Annotated in this window: 21 protein-coding genes; 8 read left to right on the top strand and 13 right to left on the bottom strand. The window is 71.0% G+C overall.

All coding sequences use genetic code 11. The features are described from left to right. The first annotated feature begins 147 nt into the window (after nt 1-147). A complete protein-coding gene (locus ACULK4_RS04355; protein ID WP_445965876.1) occupies nt 148-552 on the top strand; it encodes a nuclear transport factor 2 family protein in 405 nt (134 codons plus the stop codon). Between the two features lie 34 nt (nt 553-586). Here ACULK4_RS04355 and ACULK4_RS04350 read toward each other — a convergent pair whose 3' ends face one another. Then, the gene (locus tag ACULK4_RS04350; RefSeq protein WP_445965877.1) at nt 587-1,486 is read right to left on the bottom strand and encodes an oxidoreductase; all 900 of its coding nucleotides are present in this window, start codon (nt 1,484-1,486) and stop codon (nt 587-589) included. Between the two features lie 91 nt (nt 1,487-1,577). Here ACULK4_RS04350 and ACULK4_RS04345 point away from each other — a divergent pair, with 91 nt between their 5' ends. Then, nucleotides 1,578-2,120: a TetR/AcrR family transcriptional regulator gene (locus ACULK4_RS04345; protein WP_445965878.1), complete on the top strand. Its 543-nt coding sequence runs from the start codon at nt 1,578-1,580 to the stop codon at nt 2,118-2,120. Nucleotides 2,121-2,130: 10 nt separating this feature from the next. Here the strand turns inward: ACULK4_RS04345 and ACULK4_RS04340 are convergent, their stop codons facing one another. The 7 genes from ACULK4_RS04340 to ACULK4_RS04310 all read right to left on the bottom strand — a co-directional run bounded on the left by ACULK4_RS04340 (nt 2,131) and on the right by ACULK4_RS04310 (nt 9,557). Continuing rightward, nucleotides 2,131-2,925: an MBL fold metallo-hydrolase gene (locus tag ACULK4_RS04340; protein WP_445965879.1), complete on the bottom strand. Its 795-nt coding sequence runs from the start codon at nt 2,923-2,925 to the stop codon at nt 2,131-2,133. Nucleotides 2,926-2,989: 64 nt separating this feature from the next. Then, nucleotides 2,990-4,189: a serine hydrolase domain-containing protein gene (locus tag ACULK4_RS04335; RefSeq protein ID WP_445965880.1), complete on the bottom strand. Its 1,200-nt coding sequence runs from the start codon at nt 4,187-4,189 to the stop codon at nt 2,990-2,992. After that, nucleotides 4,186-5,019, bottom strand: coding sequence for an ATP-binding cassette domain-containing protein (locus tag ACULK4_RS04330; protein WP_445965881.1), 834 nt, complete (start codon nt 5,017-5,019; stop codon nt 4,186-4,188). Before ACULK4_RS04330 ends, ACULK4_RS04335 begins: the two co-directional genes overlap by 4 nt. After that, nucleotides 5,016-5,975: an ABC transporter ATP-binding protein gene (locus tag ACULK4_RS04325; protein ID WP_445965882.1), complete on the bottom strand. Its 960-nt coding sequence runs from the start codon at nt 5,973-5,975 to the stop codon at nt 5,016-5,018. Before ACULK4_RS04325 ends, ACULK4_RS04330 begins: the two co-directional genes overlap by 4 nt. After that, entirely contained in the window at nt 5,972-6,871 is a 900-nt protein-coding gene (locus tag ACULK4_RS04320) for an ABC transporter permease (protein WP_445965883.1), read from the bottom strand. The genes ACULK4_RS04325 and ACULK4_RS04320 overlap by 4 nt, the downstream gene beginning before the upstream one ends. After that, complete coding sequence (locus ACULK4_RS04315) at nt 6,868-7,902, bottom strand: ABC transporter permease (protein WP_445965884.1); 1,035 nt, start codon at nt 7,900-7,902, stop codon at nt 6,868-6,870. Before ACULK4_RS04315 ends, ACULK4_RS04320 begins: the two co-directional genes overlap by 4 nt. A gap of 56 nt (nt 7,903-7,958) precedes the next feature. After that, a complete protein-coding gene (locus tag ACULK4_RS04310) occupies nt 7,959-9,557 on the bottom strand; it encodes an ABC transporter substrate-binding protein (protein WP_445965885.1) in 1,599 nt (532 codons plus the stop codon). Between the two features lie 119 nt (nt 9,558-9,676). Between ACULK4_RS04310 and ACULK4_RS04305 the strand changes: the two genes are divergently transcribed. Then, nucleotides 9,677-10,603: a LysR family transcriptional regulator gene (locus ACULK4_RS04305; protein ID WP_445965886.1), complete on the top strand. Its 927-nt coding sequence runs from the start codon at nt 9,677-9,679 to the stop codon at nt 10,601-10,603. A 96-nt stretch (nt 10,604-10,699) separates the two neighbouring features. On the opposite strand, the gene ACULK4_RS04300 is transcribed toward ACULK4_RS04305, so the two are convergent. Further along, nucleotides 10,700-10,867 carry a phosphoheptose isomerase family protein gene (locus ACULK4_RS04300; RefSeq protein WP_445965887.1) on the bottom strand — a complete coding sequence of 56 codons (168 nt, stop codon included), beginning with the start codon at nt 10,865-10,867 and terminating at the stop codon, nt 10,700-10,702. A gap of 26 nt (nt 10,868-10,893) precedes the next feature. On the opposite strand from ACULK4_RS04300, the gene ACULK4_RS04295 reads away from it, so the two are divergent. Beyond that, nucleotides 10,894-11,223, top strand: coding sequence for an ROK family protein (locus ACULK4_RS04295; protein ID WP_445965943.1), 330 nt, complete (start codon nt 10,894-10,896; stop codon nt 11,221-11,223). A gap of 29 nt (nt 11,224-11,252) precedes the next feature. On the opposite strand, the gene ACULK4_RS04290 is transcribed toward ACULK4_RS04295, so the two are convergent. Then, nucleotides 11,253-11,849, bottom strand: coding sequence for a dienelactone hydrolase family protein (locus ACULK4_RS04290; protein ID WP_445965888.1), 597 nt, complete (start codon nt 11,847-11,849; stop codon nt 11,253-11,255). 43 nt (nt 11,850-11,892) lie between these two features. Here ACULK4_RS04290 and ACULK4_RS04285 point away from each other — a divergent pair, with 43 nt between their 5' ends. After that, entirely contained in the window at nt 11,893-12,531 is a 639-nt protein-coding gene (locus ACULK4_RS04285) for a TetR/AcrR family transcriptional regulator (protein WP_445965889.1), read from the top strand. A 28-nt stretch (nt 12,532-12,559) separates the two neighbouring features. Beyond that, nucleotides 12,560-13,219, top strand: a complete 660-nt coding sequence (locus tag ACULK4_RS04280; RefSeq protein ID WP_445965890.1) for a class I SAM-dependent methyltransferase — start codon at nt 12,560-12,562, stop codon at nt 13,217-13,219. A gap of 13 nt (nt 13,220-13,232) precedes the next feature. On the opposite strand, the gene ACULK4_RS04275 is transcribed toward ACULK4_RS04280, so the two are convergent. Then, on the bottom strand, nt 13,233-13,865 hold the full coding sequence (locus ACULK4_RS04275; protein WP_445965891.1) for a VOC family protein: 633 nt from the start codon (nt 13,863-13,865) through the stop codon (nt 13,233-13,235). 144 nt (nt 13,866-14,009) lie between these two features. Here ACULK4_RS04275 and ACULK4_RS04270 point away from each other — a divergent pair, with 144 nt between their 5' ends. Further along, on the top strand, nt 14,010-14,549 hold the full coding sequence (locus ACULK4_RS04270; protein ID WP_445965892.1) for a flavodoxin domain-containing protein: 540 nt from the start codon (nt 14,010-14,012) through the stop codon (nt 14,547-14,549). A 55-nt stretch (nt 14,550-14,604) separates the two neighbouring features. Here the strand turns inward: ACULK4_RS04270 and ACULK4_RS04265 are convergent, their stop codons facing one another. Together ACULK4_RS04265 and ACULK4_RS04260 are read right to left on the bottom strand one after the other, a co-directional pair. Beyond that, nucleotides 14,605-15,081, bottom strand: coding sequence for a cupin domain-containing protein (locus ACULK4_RS04265; RefSeq protein WP_445965893.1), 477 nt, complete (start codon nt 15,079-15,081; stop codon nt 14,605-14,607). A 183-nt stretch (nt 15,082-15,264) separates the two neighbouring features. After that, entirely contained in the window at nt 15,265-15,837 is a 573-nt protein-coding gene (locus tag ACULK4_RS04260; RefSeq protein ID WP_445965894.1) for a TetR/AcrR family transcriptional regulator, read from the bottom strand. A 149-nt stretch (nt 15,838-15,986) separates the two neighbouring features. Here ACULK4_RS04260 and ACULK4_RS04255 point away from each other — a divergent pair, with 149 nt between their 5' ends. Next, a complete protein-coding gene (locus ACULK4_RS04255; RefSeq protein WP_445965895.1) occupies nt 15,987-17,357 on the top strand; it encodes a flavin monoamine oxidase family protein in 1,371 nt (456 codons plus the stop codon). Nucleotides 17,358-17,391: the final 34 nt, after the last annotated feature.

Here is a 17,391-nt window from a genome sequence, read left to right as displayed (position 1 = left end):
CGCGGGTCTCACGATCCAGGACGCAGGTTTCACAATTCAGGACGAACGCGGCCGCACGCGGCGCGTCGCGGCCAGCTGCCCGGCGCGTCGCGCCGTTCTTCCTGAATTGTGCGGGCGCACGGCGGCGAAGACGGGCATGCTGTACCCATGAACGACCGCGAGGAGTTCCTCAACTGGGTGTACACGTCGCTCGCGCAGGCCGAACGGGCGATGTTCGACGGCGACGCCGGCCCACGACGCGAGATCTGGTCGCGCGAGGAGCCGGTGAGCGTGCTCGGCGCGTGGCGCACCGCGTCGAACCGGCACGAGCTGGTCGAGGCGTTCGACGTGCTCGCGTCGAGCTTCGCGAACTGCACGGGCTACGCGATCGAGCTGATCTCGTGGGATGTGCTCGGCGACTCGGCGTACACCGTCGGCTACGAGCGCGTCACGACGACGATGGACGGCAAGCCCCGGACCTTCACGCTGCGCGCCACGCAGGTGTACCGCCGCGAGGACGGCGGATGGAAGGTCGTGCATCGGCACGCCGACGCGATCTCGTCGCCGGCGTGACGCGGGGATTCGCCCGCGTCACCCGCTCGGTCGACTATGCGGCGACGCGTTCCCCGTCGCCGGAGCGACCCTCCGTCTGGCGCGACTCGGCCGCGGCGAGCTCCGCCTTCGTCGGCGCGAAGACCCTGCGGATCACGAGGTCGAAGACCCGGTCGGGCAGCACGCGGCGCAGGCCGACGATGAACTTCGCGCTGAACGGGGTCGCGTAGCGGGTGCGAGGGCGTCGCGCGGTGGCCGCCCGGGCGATCGTCGCGGCGACGACGTGGGGCTCGGATGCCGCCGACGATCGGTCGGCGGCTTCGAGGGCGCGCACGAGCGCGCGCGCCTGGGCGGCGTAGGCCGTCGCTCCCGAGCGCTCGACGGCGCTGCGACGTGAGATGCCGTTCCATTCGGTGCGGATGGCGCCCGGCTGGACGACGACCACTCGGATGCCGTGCGGCTCGAGTTCGACGCGGAGCGAGTCGCTCAGGCCCTCCACCGCGAACTTCGTGGCGTGGTACCAGCCGCCGAGCGGTTCGTAGATGCGCCCGCCGATCGAGGAGATGTTGACGATCGTGCCGGATCGGCGTGCGCGCATGCCGGGAAGCACGAGTTGGGTGATGCGGGCGAGGCCGAAGACGTTGACCTCGAACTGGCGGCGCGCCTCGTCGATCGGCACGTCTTCGAGCGCGCCGTACGACCCGTAGCCGGCGTTGTTGACGAGGACGTCGATGCGGCCCTGCTCGGCGGTGATCCGATCGATCGCGGCGCGCACGGAGGCGTCATCCGTCACGTCCATCGCGATGGCATGCCCGCCGGCGTCGACGATCGCCGACATGCGGTCGGCCCGCCGCGCCGCACCGTAGACGGCGAAGCCGCGACGCAGCAGTTCGAGCGCGGTCTGCTCGCCGATGCCCGATGAGGCACCGGTCACCAGGGCGACCTGTCGTTCCATGACGTAGTTCCTAACCGTTTGGTTACATGCGATGCCTCGAGTGAAGCACGATCACCGTCGAAATGCAACTAACCGGTTATATACTCAGTGGATGCAACGCAACGCCGACCGCACCCGCGCCCGCATCCTCGAGGCGGCCACCGCCGAGTTCTCGGCGCGCGGCATCGCGGGCGCCCGCGTCGATCGCATCGCCGACGCGGCCTCGTGCAACAAGGCCCTGCTCTACTCGTACTTCGGCAACAAGGAGCAGTTGTTCGACACCGTCTTCGCCGCGCTCGTCGCGCGGATCGTCGCCGAGAACCCCATCGACGCCGAGCACCTCGACGCGTACGCGGGCACCCTGGTCGACTCCTACCTCGCCAGCCCCGAGCTCGTCCGCCTCGCCTTGTGGGACCGTCTCGAGCGAGGCGGCGCCGGCATGCGCTCACCCGAGCTGCTGGCGACGGATGCCGCGAAGGTCGCCGCCATCGCCGACGCCCAGGCGTCCGGCGCCGCCTCGACCCGGTTCGGCGCCGACGAGTCCCTCGCCCTGGTGACGGTGCTCGCCTCGATCCTGCCGCTCCTCCTCTCCGACGCGCCGGACGCGCGCGTGCGCGAGGTCGTGACGACCGCGGTCGCCCGCCTGCTCGGCTGACCCGCCACGGTCAGAAGGCGGCGCCCGCGGCGAGCGCCGCGTCCACCGCCGAGTCGACCGGGCCGATCCACGCCTCGCCGTGCCCCGGCAGGAGGACCCGCGCCGACGACCCGGAGAGCTCCGCGAGCGACGCCCGCGCGCGCCCCGGATCGTGATGGAACATCGACGGCAGCAGCTGCGGCCCGACGAGGTGCGACGTGCGGTGGCGGGTCACGAGGGCGTCCCCGGCGACGAGCACGCCCTCGCCGACGAAGTCGAACGCGGCGTGACCGCTCGTGTGCCCCTCGACGAGCAGGCGGCGCGGCCGGCCCGGTACCGCGATGCGCCCGCCCTCCCCGGGGAAGGGCTCCGCGGTGGGCACGCCCAGGTCGGGGCGGAGCCGCAGCAGGGGCGCGATGGCCATCGCCCAGCCAAGGACGCCGGGGCGGAGCACGTTGCCGAGCACGTCGCCGACGCCGGCCTGCTGGGTGACCTCGCGGCGCACGTTCGGCACCTCCGCGGCATCCGCGAACACCGGCGTGCCGAACTCGTCGGCGAGCCGGGCGGCGCCGCCGAGATGGTCGGCGTGCCCGTGCGTGATGAGTACCGCGTCGACGTCCTCGGGGCGACATCCGACCGCCGCCAGCGACGAGACGAGCAGCTCGCGCTGTCCGGCGTACCCGGAGTCGACGAGCGTGACCCCATCGGGCCCGACGTACACGACCCAGTTGACGTGCTCGGTCCGGACGAAGTGCAGGTGCTCTCCGAACCGGCCGATCGTGAGACCCTGCGCGGGCCGACCGGCGGGACCCCCGGATTGCGTCATCCCCGCCCCCGCCCCTCGCGACCGCCCCGCCGTCGGCGAGACGTGCCGCTCCGAGGCTATCCGCTCACGAGCCGACCGCCGTGCCCACGGCCTCGCAGACGTCGCGGAAGAGTTCCGCGTGCAGACGGTTCCACTCCTCCGTCACCGGTTCGGGCCACGACGAGAACTTCACGATGACGGTGTCCGTCGGCGGGTCAACCCACACGTACTGACCGTGGATGCCGATCGCGTAGACGTTGCCGCGGTCGTTCCCGGTCGCCCACCACTGGTTCCTGTAGGACCCGCCCGGATGCACCCGCTGGAAGACGGAGCCCGCCGCGGCCGCGGGGTCGCCGCCGGCCATCGTGCGCCGCACCCACTCGGCCGAGACGACGCGCCTGCCGTCGAGTTCGCCGCCGCCGAGCATGAGGCGTCCGAGCCGAGCGAGGTCGCGCGCGGTGCACGAGATGCCGCCGTTCGCGAACCCGAACCCGCCCGCGTCCACGGTGATCGTGGCGTCGTCGTCGCAGCCGAGTCGCGACCACAGCTGCTCCGAGACGGCGTCGGCGTAGCGCCGGCCGGACACGTTCTCGATCACCCAGGCGAGGACGTCGGTACCGGCGGAGCAGTACCGGAACATACGTCCGTGCGCACCCCCGCCGCGCAGCGATGTGAGGAAGGCGTACGTGTCGGCGGGGTCGTCGGCGTGGCGGGTGCGCCAGCCCGCGACGCGATCCTGGGCCTGCACGTGCGACGCGGGGTTCCGGTAATCCTCGTCGTAGTCGACGTCGACGGTCATGTCGAGCACCTGCTGCACCGTCGCGTCGCCGTAGGCCGTGCCGGTGAGCGGTTCGACGTAGTGGTCGACGCGCTTCGCGGGATCGATCAGCCCTGCGTCGACGAGCGTGCCCACGGTGAGGCCGCAGATCGACTTCGACACGCTCATGAGGAGATGTCGTTCATCCGGCCCGAAGCCCTCGCGGTAGTGGTCGGCGAGCACGACATCGCCCTGCACCACGACGAACGCGTCGGTGAACGAGGTCGCGAGCCGACGATCGAGACCGGGAATCTCCGCGCGGAGCGACTCGATCCCGACGGTGCCGCTCGCGATCTCCGTCGCCGGTCGCCGCGCGATCGCGACCGTCGGCACGAACTCGTCGACGTGCGAGAAGGTCCATCGGTTGTGCGGGGCCAGCTGCCACGTGTCGAGAGTCGGCTCGCCGAGACGAGCGCCGTCGTATCGCGGCAGGTGCGCAACGGTGGGCACGGGGAGCAGATCGGTCACGGGAGGAGGCTCTTTTCGTTCGGGTCGCGGGTGGGGGTCCGGGGCGGATCCGGCGGGCCGGCCCCCGGCGCCTGCGGCATCGCCGCGAGCAACCGCTGCGTGTACTCGTGACGCGGTTCGACGAGCACCTCGGTGGCCGGCCCGGCCTCGACGAGCACGCCTCCGCGCATGACTCCGGCGGTGTCGCTCATGTACCGCACCACGTCCAGGTCGTGCGAGATGAGCAGGTAGCTCAGGCGATGCTCGCGCCGCAGCTGCTGCAGCAGGTTCAGCACCTGGGCCTGCACCGAGACGTCGAGGGCGCTCGTCGGCTCGTCGAGTACGAGCAGGCGGGGCCGTGTCGCGAGCGCTCGCGCGATGCCGACCCGCTGGCATTGCCCTCCGGAGAGCTGGTGGGGCAGGCGTCCTGCATGCGACGCCGCGAGTCCGACCTCGTCGAGAAGCTCGTCGACCCGGGAGCCGACCGCTCGCCGCCCGAGCCGGGTGTGCGTGCGCAACGGCTCCGCAATCGAGTCGCGGATGCTCATCCGCGGGTTGAGCGCCGCCACGGGATTCTGGAACACCATGCCGGTCCGGGCACGCAGTCGCCGGAGTCCCGTGCGGGGCATCCCGCCGATGTCCTCGCCGTCGATCCGGCTCGTGCCAGAGGTGGGCTCGATCAACCGGAGCGCGCACCGCGCGATCGTGCTCTTGCCCGAGCCCGATTCGCCGACGAGCCCGAAGGTCGTGCCCTCCTCGATGTCGAACGACACGCCGTCGACGGCGCGCACCTCGCTGCCGTGCGACCGGTACACCTTCACGATGTCCTCGAGGCTCAGGATGGCGCTCATCGCTCACCCGCCAGGATGCAGGCGACCTCGTGCAGGGGCGCGACGGGTTCGAGCAACGGGTCGACCGTGCGACACCGGTCGATCGCACGTGGGCAACGTTCGGCGAAGGCGCATCCGCTGATCCCGAGCAGGTTGCCGGGCACTGCGCCGGGGATCGCGTCGAGCGGCTCCCCCGGCGACCGTCGAGCGGGGAGCGCACCGAGCAGGCCGATCGTGTACGGATGGGTCGGCGCCGCCAGCACCGCCTCGGTCGGCCCGCTCTCGACGACCCGGCCGGCGTACAGCACGGCGATGCGGTCGCACACCTCTCGGACGACACCGAGGTTGTGCGTGATCAACAGCACCCCGAAGCCGAACCGGTCGCGCAGCGAGAGCACGAGGTCGAGGATCTGCTTGGCGATGGTCACGTCGAGCGCGGTGGTGGGCTCGTCGAGGATGAGCAGCTTCGGCTCGCACAGCAGCGCCATCGCGATCATGGCGCGCTGCAGCATGCCGCCCGAGAGCTCGTGCGGGTAGCTGCGGTAGACGCGCGCGGGATCCGGCAGTCCCACCTGTTCGAGGTAGTGCATGATGTGCTCGATCGCCGCACGACGCCCGATGCTCCGGTGCCGCGCCACGACGTCGCGCATCTGGCGGCCGAGGGTGAACACGGGATTGAACGCGGTGCCGGGGTTCTGGAACACGATGGACACGACGTCGCCGCGCGCCGGCGACGGGTGGCCGAGTGGCTGGTCGACGCCGTCGAGCACGATCCGTCCGGTCGGCTTCGCCCCCTCCGGCAGCAGTCCGAGCACCGCGAGCCCGGTGAGGCTCTTGCCGCAGCCGGTCTCCCCCACGATGCCGAGGACCTCCCCGGGAGCGAGCGCGAGGGAGACGCCGCGTATCGGACGATTGGTGAGCGCTCCGCGCTCGGCGAAGTCGACGCGGAGGTCGTCGACCAGGAGCAGTTCGTTCATCGCTTCACCTGTCTCGGGTCGAAGAGGTCTCGGAGGGCGTCACCCAGGAGGTTGAATCCGAGCACCGTGGCGAAGATCGCGAGGCCCGGGAACGTCGCGATCCACCACGCCGTGAAGATCGCGCCTCGCCCCTCGGCGACCATCAGTCCCCAGTCGGGTGCCGGGGGCTGCGCGCCGAGCCCGATGAAGGCGAGGGATCCGGCGGCGAGCACGACACTGCCGACATCGACCGTGGCCTGCACGAGCACGGGTGTCATGCAGTTGCGCAGGATGTGCCGCGGCAGGATGCGCCACATCGGCACGCCGATCGAGCGCGCGGCCTCCACGAACGGCCGGTCCCGCAGCGATCGCGCCTCCGCCCGGACGAGGCGGGCGTACCAGGGCCACCAGCAGATCGCCAGGGCGAGCGCCGCGTTGGTGAGGCTCGGCCCGAGGAGCGCGACGGTGACCATGGCGAGCAGCAGGGGCGGGAAGGCCTGGAACACCTCGGTGATCCGCATGAGGACGTCGTCCAGCCGCCCACCGCGGTAGCCCGCGATCGCCCCCAGGGGCACGCCGACGACGGCGGCGATCGCCACGACGAGCAGCGAGATGGTCAGGGCCGGACGTGCGCCGATGATGACCCGGCTGAGGATGTCGCGGCCGAGCTGGTCGGTGCCGAACCAGTGGGCGGCACTCGGGGCGAGGTTGCGGTCGCCGACGCTGGTCTCGCCGTACCCCTGGGCCGGGTACGGCGCGATCCACGGACCGAACGCCGCCAGCAGGAGCACGAGCACGATCAGTGCGAGCCCGAGTACGGCCAACCGGTCGGTGCGCAGTACGCGGATGACGCGCGTGAACGGGTGGTCGCCGACCGGGACGAACCTCGGCAGGTCGACGGTGGATGCGGCGGTCATGCGAGGCTCCCCCTCCCGTCGATGCGCACTCGGGGATCGAGGCGAGCGTGCACGAGATCGACGACGAAGTTGGCGATGAGGTACCCGGCGGCACCGAGCAGCGTGATCGCCATGATCACGGGGTAGTCGACGGCGAGCATCGCACCGGTCGCGAACTGGCCGATTCCGGGCCAGTTGAACACGACTTCGACGAAGAAGGTGCCGGTGAGCGCGTACGCTGCAGCGAGGCCGATGACCGTCAGCGTCGGCGGCATGGCGTTCTTCAGGGCGAGATTCCACCGGATGAGACCGTCACGCAGTCCGTAGGCGTTCGCGGTGAAGACGTAGTCCTGCCCGAGGACCTCGAGCATCGAGGCGCGGGTCATCCGCGCGACGAGCCCGAGCGGGTAGGCGGCGAGCGTGAGCGCGGGCAGGACGAGGTGGGCGAGCCCGTCCGCGAGCGCGGTCCAGTTCCCGGTGATGAGGCAGTCGAGGAGCGCGAAGCCGGTGACCTGCGTCACGGGATCGGTGTACTCGATGCCCTTGCTGAACTGCCCGGTCGCGGGCAGCCAGCCGAGCCGGCCGACGAAGACCACCTGCAGCAGGAGCCCCAGCCAGAACGCGGGCATCGACACCCCGCCGATCGAGAGGAACCGGATGCTGCCGTCGAGCAGCCTCCCCGGCCGCCGAGCGGCCAGCACCCCGAGCGCGATGCCCGCGAGGATCGCGATCGCCATCGCCGCGAACAGGAGTTCCAGGGTCGCCGGCAGGCGCATCGCGAGCTCGTCGAGGACCGGACGCTTCGTGGCGAGCGAGTCGCCCCAGTCACCCGTGAGGAGGCCGCCGAGGTAGGCGAAGTACTGCACGATGAGTGGTTGGTCGAAGCCGAGCTCCTGGCGGATGCGGGCGAGCTCCTCGGGCGGCGCCTTCGGTCCGGCGTAGACGACCGCAGGGTCGGACGGGATCACCCTCGCGAGGATGAAGACGATCACGGTCAGGACGAGCAGCACGAGGGCAGCGGTACCGAGCCGACTGGCGATGAAGCGCCACATGGTGACTCCTGGGGTGAGCGCGGGGGCGGACGTGGCCGCCCGCCCCCGCGTGGCGATCACTCGGCCGGGCGGATGGGGGCGAAGAAGGTCGTGAACGGGTAGTTCTCGTTGAACTTCCCGACCGACAGCTCCGGCGGCACCACGGTCACGGCCTGGGCGTCGTAGAGGAACACGCCGGGCGCCTGATCGACGAGCAACGTCATCGCCTCGACGTACTTGGCCTGCGCGGCATCACGGTCCACGCCGGTGAGCGTGCCCGCCTCGTCGATGAGGGCGTCGTACTCCGGGTCGTTCCAGTAGCTGAGGTTGAAGAACGGGCTCTCGCTCGAGTGGAACAGCGAGTACAGGTTGTCGGCTCCGGCGTCGCTGTACGTCGGCCAGTAGTAGACGACGAAGATGTCCTGCGCCGTCGCCGGATCGGACTTCGCGTTCTCCCACTGCTGGTTGAACAACTCGGCCCGCACGTCGACCGTGACGCCGATCTTGGCGAACGCGTCCTTGATGAGCGGGACGAACCGCGCTTCGGAGGAGTTCTCGGATGCATAGGTCAGGGTGAGCTCCAACCCGTCGGCGTGCCCAGCCTCTTCGAGCAGCGCCGCGGCCGCGTCCAGGTCCTGGGTGTACTGCGGAACGTCGTCGGAGTAGGGGAAGATGCCCTTCGGCACCGGGCCCCGAGCCTGCGTGCCGTAGCCCTGACCGCCCACTTCGATGATGTCGTCGTAGGGGATGGCGTAGCTCAGCGCCTGCCGCACCTTCGGGTCGTCGAGCGGCGGACGCGTGGTGTTGAAGAACGCGAGGAAGTTGAACGGAGAATTGGTCGCTCGCACCTCTGCGCCGAGGTCGGATGCCACGGTCTCGACGTTCTCGAGCGGCAGGTTCGTGGCCAGGTCGACCTCGCCCGCGGTGAGCATCTGCTGCGCCGTGACCGCGTCGGGCGTGATCGAGATGTCGACGATGTCGTAGTGGGGGGCCGCGTCGGCGTTCCAGTAGTCGTCGAACGCTTCGAGCACGACCTGCTCGCCCGGGGTGTAGTCGCCGACGGTGTACGGTCCGCTACCGGCGTCGATGCCCGCTTCGAAGTACTGCTCGTCGTCGGCCGCCGCCGCCAGGGCCGCAGGCGAGACGATCCACGCGCCATAGGTCGAGGCGGCGATCAGGTCCATCGGCGCCGCATAGGAGAGGTTCATCACCACGGTCGAGTCGTCCGGCGTGTCGATCGACTCGAGCGGGGCCCAGATGAAGGAGGCGCCGGCACGGTCCCGTGCGGCTTCGATGCTGGCCTTGACCGCCGCGGCATCGACGATCTCGCCGTCATGGAAGGTCGCTCCCTCGCGGATGGCGAACGTCCACGTGAGGCCGTCGTCGCTGACCTCCCACGATTCGGCGAGGGCCGGCGTGAACGGCTCGGCGGCGCCTTCCGCGTTCTTCCAGAGCAGCGGCTCGTAGACGTTGCCGAGGTAGAGCGCCTCGGTCGAGAAGGACCGCACCGGGTCCCACGTGGTGATCGCCGCCGAAGCGGCGACGGTGAGGACGTCGGGCGTCGAGTCGGACTCGGCACCGGATGCTGCAGTGCATCCGGCCAGGCCGAGGGCCGCGGCGGCGGCGAGACCGACGAAGCCGGTCGCGCGTGAGGTGGGCGGTCGAGTGGGTGCCATGTCTGCCTCCAGGAATGGATCCTCGCCGAGGGGGCGGCGAAGTCCGGTCAGTCTATGGACGCGAAGCCATAACAGGCCAATACTTGTTCTCCGTCGGAGTGATGCCTGGGAGGTATCGGATGGATCTGCGCCTCTTGCGCTATTTCGTGGCCGCCGTGACCAGTGGGACGCTGCACGGCGCATCATCCGTCGTCCATGTCGCGCAACCGTCGCTCAGTCGCCAGATCCGGCGGCTCGAGCGCGATCTCGGGTTCGAGCTGTTCGAGCGCTCGGCACGCGGACTCACGCCGACCGCAGCCGGGCGCGCGTTCCTGCCGGTGGCGGAGGATCTGCTCGCCCGTGCGACGCAGGCGACCTCGACCGCGCGCGGGATCGCCCGTGGCACCGTCTCTGACCTCACGGTGGTCGCCGCGCCGACGACGGTCACCGACGTCATCGCCCCGTTCGTGGTTCGGAGCGGGCTCGAGGGCGTCATCGGCAACGTCGTCGAGGCGATGCCCGAGCACGTCTACGCCGCCGTCGATCGCGGCGACGCCGATTTCGCCGTCGGAACGCGCATCCCGCCGTCCGAGTTGCGCTCGATGGTGCTGGGGCACGCGTACCTCTGGGCGCAGGTGCCGGCGAGCCATCCCTTCGCCGCGCGGCAGAGCATCCCGATCGCGGAGCTCGTGCGAGAGCCGTTGATCGTGATGAGCCGCGCGCACGGCGTCCGCCAGATGTTCGACTCGGCCGCCGCGCGCGTCGGACTGTCGTTCACGGCATCCGTCGAGACGACATCGCCGTCGCTCGCCCAGGCGCTCGCTGCCGCCGGCCGCGGCATCTGCGTCCTGTCCGACGACCCGCACTTCGACCTCGCCGCAGTCCCGATCTCAACGCCGAACGGTGACCTGATCATCACGCTCTTCGGCGTCTGGGACGAGATGCACTACGCGTCGTCGCGCATCGCGGCGTGCCTGGAGGAGCTCAGCGCGTTCAATGCGGAGCTGTACCCCCAGACCGTCGGAGGTTTCGACGTCGTGAGCGTCGAGCCCGACTCCTCGCGATGAGGCGGGGCCGATCGCCGTACGCGCGGACAGCCCGATCGCGACCTCACCACGCGATGACGCACGTGCACGGCGCACGCCCCGTGGTGGGGATGCGCGCTACTGCGTCATCGTCACCTTGCTGAGACCGGCGGGCCGATCGGGGTCCCTCCCGCGGCGCACGGACAGTTCGGCGGCGAGGACCTGCAGGGGAAGGATCTCGAGCACGGGCACGAGCTCCTCCGCCGCGTCGGCCGCCGCGTCGATCGAGGTCGCGTGCCGAAGCACCGCCGGCCCGCCGCGACGGCTCGTCCATCTCGAACGCGCCCAATCTGCCGCAGGTCGAGGAGCCCGGCTTCCTCGAGCTGGTGCGCGCGCAGTCCGGGCGTCCCGTTCGCGCCGACGACGACGCGAATCTCGCCCTTTTGGGCGAGCAGCATCTCGGCGCCGCGCGCGACGCGCCGACGGCGGTGATCATCACGATCGGCGCCTGCCTCGGCGCCGGGATCGCGATCGACGGCCGGATCCTCCGGCGCGCACGGCGTGATCGGCGAGTTCGGCCACTGCACGAGGTCTATCGCGGGTTGGGCGTCGACGAGCGGGCCTTCGGCGAACTTCCCGTCGCGGTGGCCGCTCCGGCCTAGGCGCCGGCGCGGCCCCCTCCGCCGGCGCGTTACGCCGCGGAACTCGCCCTCACGCGCGCCGACCGGTCGAGCTCATGCAGCCACTCGAGCACCGAGGCCTCGAGCCGCGCGGCGAGCGCGGGGTCGTGGTCGGCGCTCGTCGGGTCGGCGAAGAGGTGCGCCGAGCCCGGGTAGCGCTCGAGCGCGCCGTCCGCCTCGGAGACCAACCCTTCGGCGACGTGGCGATCGACCCAGGGATCGTGCTCGGTCGCGTGCACGGCGAGCGCGACCTCCGTCGGCCACGCGGTCTCGAAGGCCGCCGTCGGGAGGCACCCCGACATGAGCAGGGCTCCGCGGGCGCCCGGTCGAGTCTGGGCGAGCAGCTGCGCCGGGCCCGTGCCAAGCGAGAAGCCGGCGTAGACGAGGTCGGTCGGCAGCGACTGGGCCGCCGCGACCGCGCGATTCGCGAGCTCGGCGATGCCGATCTCGTCGCGGTAGGCCACGCCCTCGTCGAGCGTCGCGAACACCCTGCCGTCGTAGTAGTCGGGCGTGTGCACGATGTTGCCCGCGGAGCGCAGCGTCTCGGCGAACGCGAGGACCCCGTCGGTGAGTCCCTGGCCGTGGTGGAAGAGGAGGATCTCGTTCATATTGGACAGTGTACAACTCAATTGATCGCCGTACAATAGGCGCATGGGACGAACCGCCGGACAACGCGCAGGCCTCACCCGGCAGCAGATCACGGATGCCGCGATGGCACTGCTCCGCGAGGAGGGCCTCGACGCCGTGTCGATGCGACGCGTCGCCGATCGGCTCGGCGTCGCGCCGAACAGCATCTACGCGCACGTGGCCGACAAGGCCGCACTCGTCGACGAGCTGATCGACGCGATGCTCGCCGGCGTGCCGACGCCGACCGGCGACGGATGGCGCGCACGCATCGAGCGCGTCATGCGCGACAGCCGGCGCGAACTGCTCCGGCACCCCGACCTCGTGCCGTTCGCGCTCGTGCGCCAGTCGGTCGGCCCCAATGCGCTGCGACTCGGAGAGGTGACGCTCGGCGCGCTCCGCGAGGCCGGCCTCGACGGGCCGGCGGCCGTGACGGGACTCCAGGTGCTGCTCGTGCACACCATCGGGTCGGCGGCGTTCGAGACCGGACGCGCGCAGGACCCGGAGCCCGCCGCCCGGACCCGCCGCGGCCGCGAGCGCGCGGCGGAGTTCGGCGGCGTGACCGCGGAGCTCAGCGAGCCGATCTCCCGCTGGAGCGGCGACGAGGTCTTCGAGCGCGGTCTCGGCTGGCTGCTCAACGGACTGGTGTCCGACGTCGCCTCGTAGGCTGGCGGTGCAGCGGAAGGACGCCCTGATGAGTCGAGACGAGCACGACCATGGCGAAGCGGATGCCGCGACGGTGGAGTACTTCGAGCCGCAGGCGTGGGAGGAGCGCTACGCCGGCGACCAGAAGATGTGGAGCGGGAATCCCAACGCGCAGCTCGTCGCCGAGGCGTCCCGCCTGAGCCCCGGCACGGCGCTCGACGTCGGATGCGGCGAGGGCGGCGACGTGATCTGGCTGGCGCAGCAGGGCTGGCGCGTGACGGGCGCCGACTTCTCTGCCAACGGCCTCACCCGCGCCGCCCGGCACGCCGAGGAGGCCGGGGTCGCCGACCGCACCGACTGGTGGCAGGTCGACGCCCGCACGTTCAGCGCCGACGGCCGGTCGTACGACCTGGTCACCACGCACTTCCTGCATCCGCCCGACCACGGGATGGTCGACGTGACCCGCCGCCTGGCGGAGGCGGTCGCGCCGGGCGGGCACCTCCTCGTGGTCGGGCACGCGCCGTCGGAGGCGTTCACGCACCTGTCGGCGAGCCATCGGAACGCGATGTTCCTCGCGGAGGAGCTGCTGCCCGCCCTGCCCGACGACTTCGAGGCCCTCGTGGTCGAGCAGCGCCCGCGCACGATGACCCGCGACGGAGAGACGGTCGACGTGCACGACTCCACCCTGCTCGCGCGCAGGTCGCGCTGATCGACCGGCGGGTTCACCGCCCGGCGTCAACCCACTCGAACCCGTCGGGGTCGACGAACGTGCCGCCGTCGCCCGCGATCCGGATCCGGTGCGACCCGGAGCCCTCGGGCGAGATGCCGGCCGACTTGGCGAGCGCGCGTCGCTTGTAGAGGCCGAGGCCGATCGGGCTGCCCGGAATCTCGAAGTCGACGTAGCTGCCGAAGCTCTTCCCGACCGCGAGGCCGCGGTCGGTGTAGGACTTCTTGCTCGCCGACACGTCGTCGCTCCCGAGCAGCAGCACGATGTGGTCGAACGCCCGGCTCGCCGGCGCGGTGTCCTTCTTCGTCGACGTGGCGAGGTTCCAGATCGCGCCATCCGGTGCCTGCACCACGCCGCCGAAGCCCCACAGCGATTTCGCGAGCGGCTTCAGGATGTCGGCGCCTGCGGCGACGGCCGCGTCGAACAGTGCGGTGACGTTCGCTGGCTGCGGCGCGACGAGCGACATGGTGAAGCCACGGAATCCGTCGGTCGCGGCATCCGTGGCGGCGGTGCGCACCCGGTCGTCGAGGTCGAACGCCTCGCGGTAGAAGCGGGCGGATGCCTCGGGGTCGGGCGCCTCGAGCGTGATCGAGTCGATGGTCGTGAGGGTCTTCGTCTCGGTGTTCATGTTCCCGACGCTACGCTCGGCACTCGCGGCGGGCTTCTCGATTCCTGACGGATGCCGAGCCCGAGTGACCTTGGTCACCGGCGCCCGAGCCGGACCGGCGTAGCGTGCGGACTTCCGGGGGCGGGCCGATCGAGGGGGAACACGATGAAGGTATTGGTGGCCTACGCGAGCAAGTACGGCGCGACCGAGGGCATCGCGCAGCGTCTCGGCGAGACATTGCGCGCGAGCGGGCTCGAGGTCGACGTGAGCAAGTGCACGGACCTGGATGCGGCATCCGGCTACGACGCCTACGTGGTCGGTTCGGCCGCGTACGCGTTCAACTGGCGCAAGGCCGCGAGGAAGTTCGTCGAGGGCAATGCCGAGGAGCTGGCGGCGAAGCCGACCTGGCTGTTCTCGAGCGGCCCGCTCGGCACCGAGGAGGTCGACAAGGAGGGCAACGACGTGCTGAAGGGCGCGGAGCCCAAGCAGTTCGCGGAGTACGAGGAGCTCGTGCACCCGCGCGGCACGCAGGTCTTCCGTGGCGCGTACGACCACGACAAGATCCGCGGCGCCGATCGCATCATCGCGTGGATGCCGGCGATCCGCGACATCATGCCCGAGGGCGACTTCCGCGAGTGGGATGCGATCGACGCGTGGGCGTCGAGCATCGCGCAGGAGCTGCAGGCGTCATCCGCTCGCCCCTGACTCGCGCTGCGCCGTGAGCGATCCAGCCGGCGGCGCGGCAGTCTCGGGGTGCGGGTCAGGCGTGCTCGTCGGGTTCGGTCTTCGGCGGCTGCACGCTCCACGACGGCGGCTCGTCGGCGCCCGACTCCTCGTCGCGCTCGGCATCGTCGCGCGTCGGCTGCACGACGCCGGGAGCGTGATGCACCGGCGCGTAGATCGTGTAGAGCCGCAGCGGCACGTCTCCGGTGTTCTCGACGTCGTGCCAGGTGCCCGCCGGCACCTGGATGCTCCAACCGTCGGAGACGTCCCGCTCGAAGGTGAGCTCGTCCTTCGAGGGGCCCATCTTCACGCGCCCCCGACCGGCATCCAGTCGCAGGAACTGGTCGGTCTCGGGGTGGGCCTCGAGGCCGATCGACTCGCCCACGGGAATCGCCATGAGCGTGACCTGCAGGTACTTCCCGCTCCACGCGGCGACCCGGTAATGCGTGTTCTCGGTCGTCGCGGTCTCGATGTCGAACGCGTTCGGCTGCGGCCCGTTGTCGGTGATCCCCATCGGTCGTCCCCCTCCTCGGCTCGGCACGCCGGGCGGCGTGCGCTCCTCCGCTCAGGCTAACGGTGCCGGCGGTCGCGACCCAGTGCGAATCAGGCGAGCGGATGCCGCCCGCGGAGCACCCTCGATCGAGCCCGTTCCCTCAGCCGGGTCGTCGCCCGCACTCCGCCGGACGAGCATCCGACCTCAGCGCTGCGCACCGCCGGCGATCGCCGCGCCGAGGGCGTCGACCGCTTCCGAGAGCTGCTCGACGGTGATCGCCTGGCCGAGGTACTGCAGGACCAGGCCGTCCAGCGCTGCGAACATGGCGAGGTCGAGGCCCTCGCTGCTCGGCGCGCCGAGGAGCGCCCTACCCTGCGCGAGTTCGCGGACATACCCCTGGTAGAGCTTTCGAACCGCGGGCCGGAGGTCGGGACGACGACTCGCCTCGAGGACCATCTCGAACTGGAACACCTGCAGCGCCGGCTCGGCGAGCACGTTGTCGATCAACGCCGAGCGGAACGATTCGGCGTCGCTCGCGTACTCGGCGAGGTTCGCCAGGCCGATGGACCGCTCCATCGACCACTCGAGCGCTGCGGCGAGAAGGCGGTCACGGGTGCCGAAGTGGTGCGCGATCAGCGTGTTGTTGACCCCGGCTTCGTCGGCGACGGCACGGAACGTCATGCCGCGCATGCCCTTCGCCGCGACGACGCGAACCGTCGCGGCGAGCAGGGCCTCCTTGCCATCGCCGTGATTGAGCTGCCGCCGGGGGTCCGTCATGCGCACCAGTGTAGGCATCAGCGTCGGACCGATCGGGGACCTGTTGACATCAAACTGAGCATGTGCTTAGCTTACCGCACCAATCCTCAGCACTTGCTTAGTTTGCTCGTCCGGGCACTGGCGAAGCTGCTCCCGTGAAGGAAACGATGATGTCTCTGAACACGACTCCGCGCGCATCCTCGGCGCGCCCGACCGAGGTCGACGTCGTCGTCCTCGGCGCCGGTTTCGCCGGCCTGACCGCCGCTCGCGAGCTCTCCCAGCGAGGGCTCTCGGTGCGCGTCCTCGAGGCGCGCGACCGCATCGGCGGCCGCACCTGGTACGCCGACGGCCTCGGCCGTGGTCTCGAGCTCGGCGGCACCTGGGTGCACTGGACCCAGCCGTACGTGTGGGCCGAGCTCGCCCGCTACGGGATCGGGACCGTGCCCAGCCCGGCCCCGGCCGTCGCCCACTGGTGGGAGGCCGGCGCCGCGAGGTCGGGCGACCCGGAGGAACTGCTCGCGCGCCTCGACGAACCGAACCGGCGGCTGACCGCCGACGCCCGGCGAGTCTTCCCGACGCCGTTCCGGCCCCTCGAAGAGCGGGCACTCGTCGAGTCCGTCGACCACGAGACGATCGCCGATCGGATCGCCACCCTCGACCTCCCGGCCGCCGACCGTGAGCTCCTCGAGACGTTCTGGACCCTCAACGTGAACGGGTCGATCGACGAGGCCGCCTACACCCAGGCCCTGCGCTGGGTCGCGTTGACCAACGGCGACTGGGCCGTCAACTTCGAGGCGTGCGCCTCGTACAAGGTCGAGGGCGGCACCGGTCGTCTCGCGCAGGCGATCGCGGATGACTCGGACGCCGACCTCCGCTTCGGCGCCGTCGTCGAGGCGATCGAGCACGACGACGATTCCGTGCGGGTGACGACGGCCGACGGCCGGGTCCACACGGCACGACACGCGGTCGTCACCTTCCCCCTCGCCGCGCTGTCGCGGATCCGCGTGACCCCCCCACTCCCGCTCGCCATGGACGCCGCCGCGAACGAGGGGCAGGCGGGCCTCGGCACCAAGGTGTGGTTCCGCCTGGAGGGAGTGACCGAGCCGTTCGTCGCGTTCGGCGAGAAGGACTGGCCGCTCAACTTCTTCCAGGGCGAGTACCCCGACGGCGACGGCATCATCGTCATCGGATTCGGACCCGACGCCCGCGCGATCGACCCGACCGACGTCAGGGCCATCGAGGAGGTCATCGGTCGGCTCATTCCGGGAGCCCGCGTCACCGCGGTGGAGGCCCACGACTGGGTCGCCGACGAGTTCGCCGGGGAGACGTGGCCGATGCACCGGCCCGGCTACCTCACCGGGGCGCTGGCGGGGTTCCACGCGGGCGACGGCCGCCTCCGCTTCGCCGGCGCCGACTACGCCCACGGCTGGGGCGGCTTCATCGACGGCGCGATCGAGGGCGGGCTCATCGAAGCCCGCCGCATCCTCACCGAGAACGCCGGAGCCCAGACCGCCGTGCCGCTTCTGGCCGCCACCGCCTGAGCGGCCGACCCCACCCCACTGCACCACCACCCAG

The sequence above is a fragment of the Agromyces selenitireducens genome (genome assembly GCF_052748465.2).
This window is presented reverse-complemented; position numbering and strand designations above follow the sequence as displayed.

Excerpts from the sequence above, each read along its gene's own strand:
- ACULK4_RS04355 (WP_445965876.1), top strand. The coding sequence starts at position 148 with ATGAACGACCGCGAGGAGTTCCTCAACTGGGTGTACACGTCGCTCGCG.
- ACULK4_RS04350 (WP_445965877.1), bottom strand. The coding sequence starts at position 1,486 with ATGGAACGACAGGTCGCCCTGGTGACCGGTGCCTCATCGGGCATCGGC.
- ACULK4_RS04345 (WP_445965878.1), top strand. The coding sequence starts at position 1,578 with ATGCAACGCAACGCCGACCGCACCCGCGCCCGCATCCTCGAGGCGGCC.
- ACULK4_RS04340 (WP_445965879.1), bottom strand. The coding sequence starts at position 2,925 with ATGACGCAATCCGGGGGTCCCGCCGGTCGGCCCGCGCAGGGTCTCACG.
- ACULK4_RS04330 (WP_445965881.1), bottom strand. The coding sequence starts at position 5,019 with ATGAGCGCCATCCTGAGCCTCGAGGACATCGTGAAGGTGTACCGGTCG.
- ACULK4_RS04325 (WP_445965882.1), bottom strand. The coding sequence starts at position 5,975 with ATGAACGAACTGCTCCTGGTCGACGACCTCCGCGTCGACTTCGCCGAG.
- ACULK4_RS04320 (WP_445965883.1), bottom strand. The coding sequence starts at position 6,871 with ATGACCGCCGCATCCACCGTCGACCTGCCGAGGTTCGTCCCGGTCGGC.
- ACULK4_RS04315 (WP_445965884.1), bottom strand. The coding sequence starts at position 7,902 with ATGTGGCGCTTCATCGCCAGTCGGCTCGGTACCGCTGCCCTCGTGCTG.
- ACULK4_RS04310 (WP_445965885.1), bottom strand. The coding sequence starts at position 9,557 with ATGGCACCCACTCGACCGCCCACCTCACGCGCGACCGGCTTCGTCGGT.
- ACULK4_RS04305 (WP_445965886.1), top strand. The coding sequence starts at position 9,677 with ATGGATCTGCGCCTCTTGCGCTATTTCGTGGCCGCCGTGACCAGTGGG.
- ACULK4_RS04290 (WP_445965888.1), bottom strand. The coding sequence starts at position 11,849 with ATGAACGAGATCCTCCTCTTCCACCACGGCCAGGGACTCACCGACGGG.
- ACULK4_RS04285 (WP_445965889.1), top strand. The coding sequence starts at position 11,893 with ATGGGACGAACCGCCGGACAACGCGCAGGCCTCACCCGGCAGCAGATC.
- ACULK4_RS04280 (WP_445965890.1), top strand. The coding sequence starts at position 12,560 with ATGAGTCGAGACGAGCACGACCATGGCGAAGCGGATGCCGCGACGGTG.
- ACULK4_RS04275 (WP_445965891.1), bottom strand. The coding sequence starts at position 13,865 with ATGAACACCGAGACGAAGACCCTCACGACCATCGACTCGATCACGCTC.
- ACULK4_RS04270 (WP_445965892.1), top strand. The coding sequence starts at position 14,010 with ATGAAGGTATTGGTGGCCTACGCGAGCAAGTACGGCGCGACCGAGGGC.
- ACULK4_RS04265 (WP_445965893.1), bottom strand. The coding sequence starts at position 15,081 with ATGGGGATCACCGACAACGGGCCGCAGCCGAACGCGTTCGACATCGAG.
- ACULK4_RS04260 (WP_445965894.1), bottom strand. The coding sequence starts at position 15,837 with ATGACGGACCCCCGGCGGCAGCTCAATCACGGCGATGGCAAGGAGGCC.
- ACULK4_RS04255 (WP_445965895.1), top strand. The coding sequence starts at position 15,987 with ATGTCTCTGAACACGACTCCGCGCGCATCCTCGGCGCGCCCGACCGAG.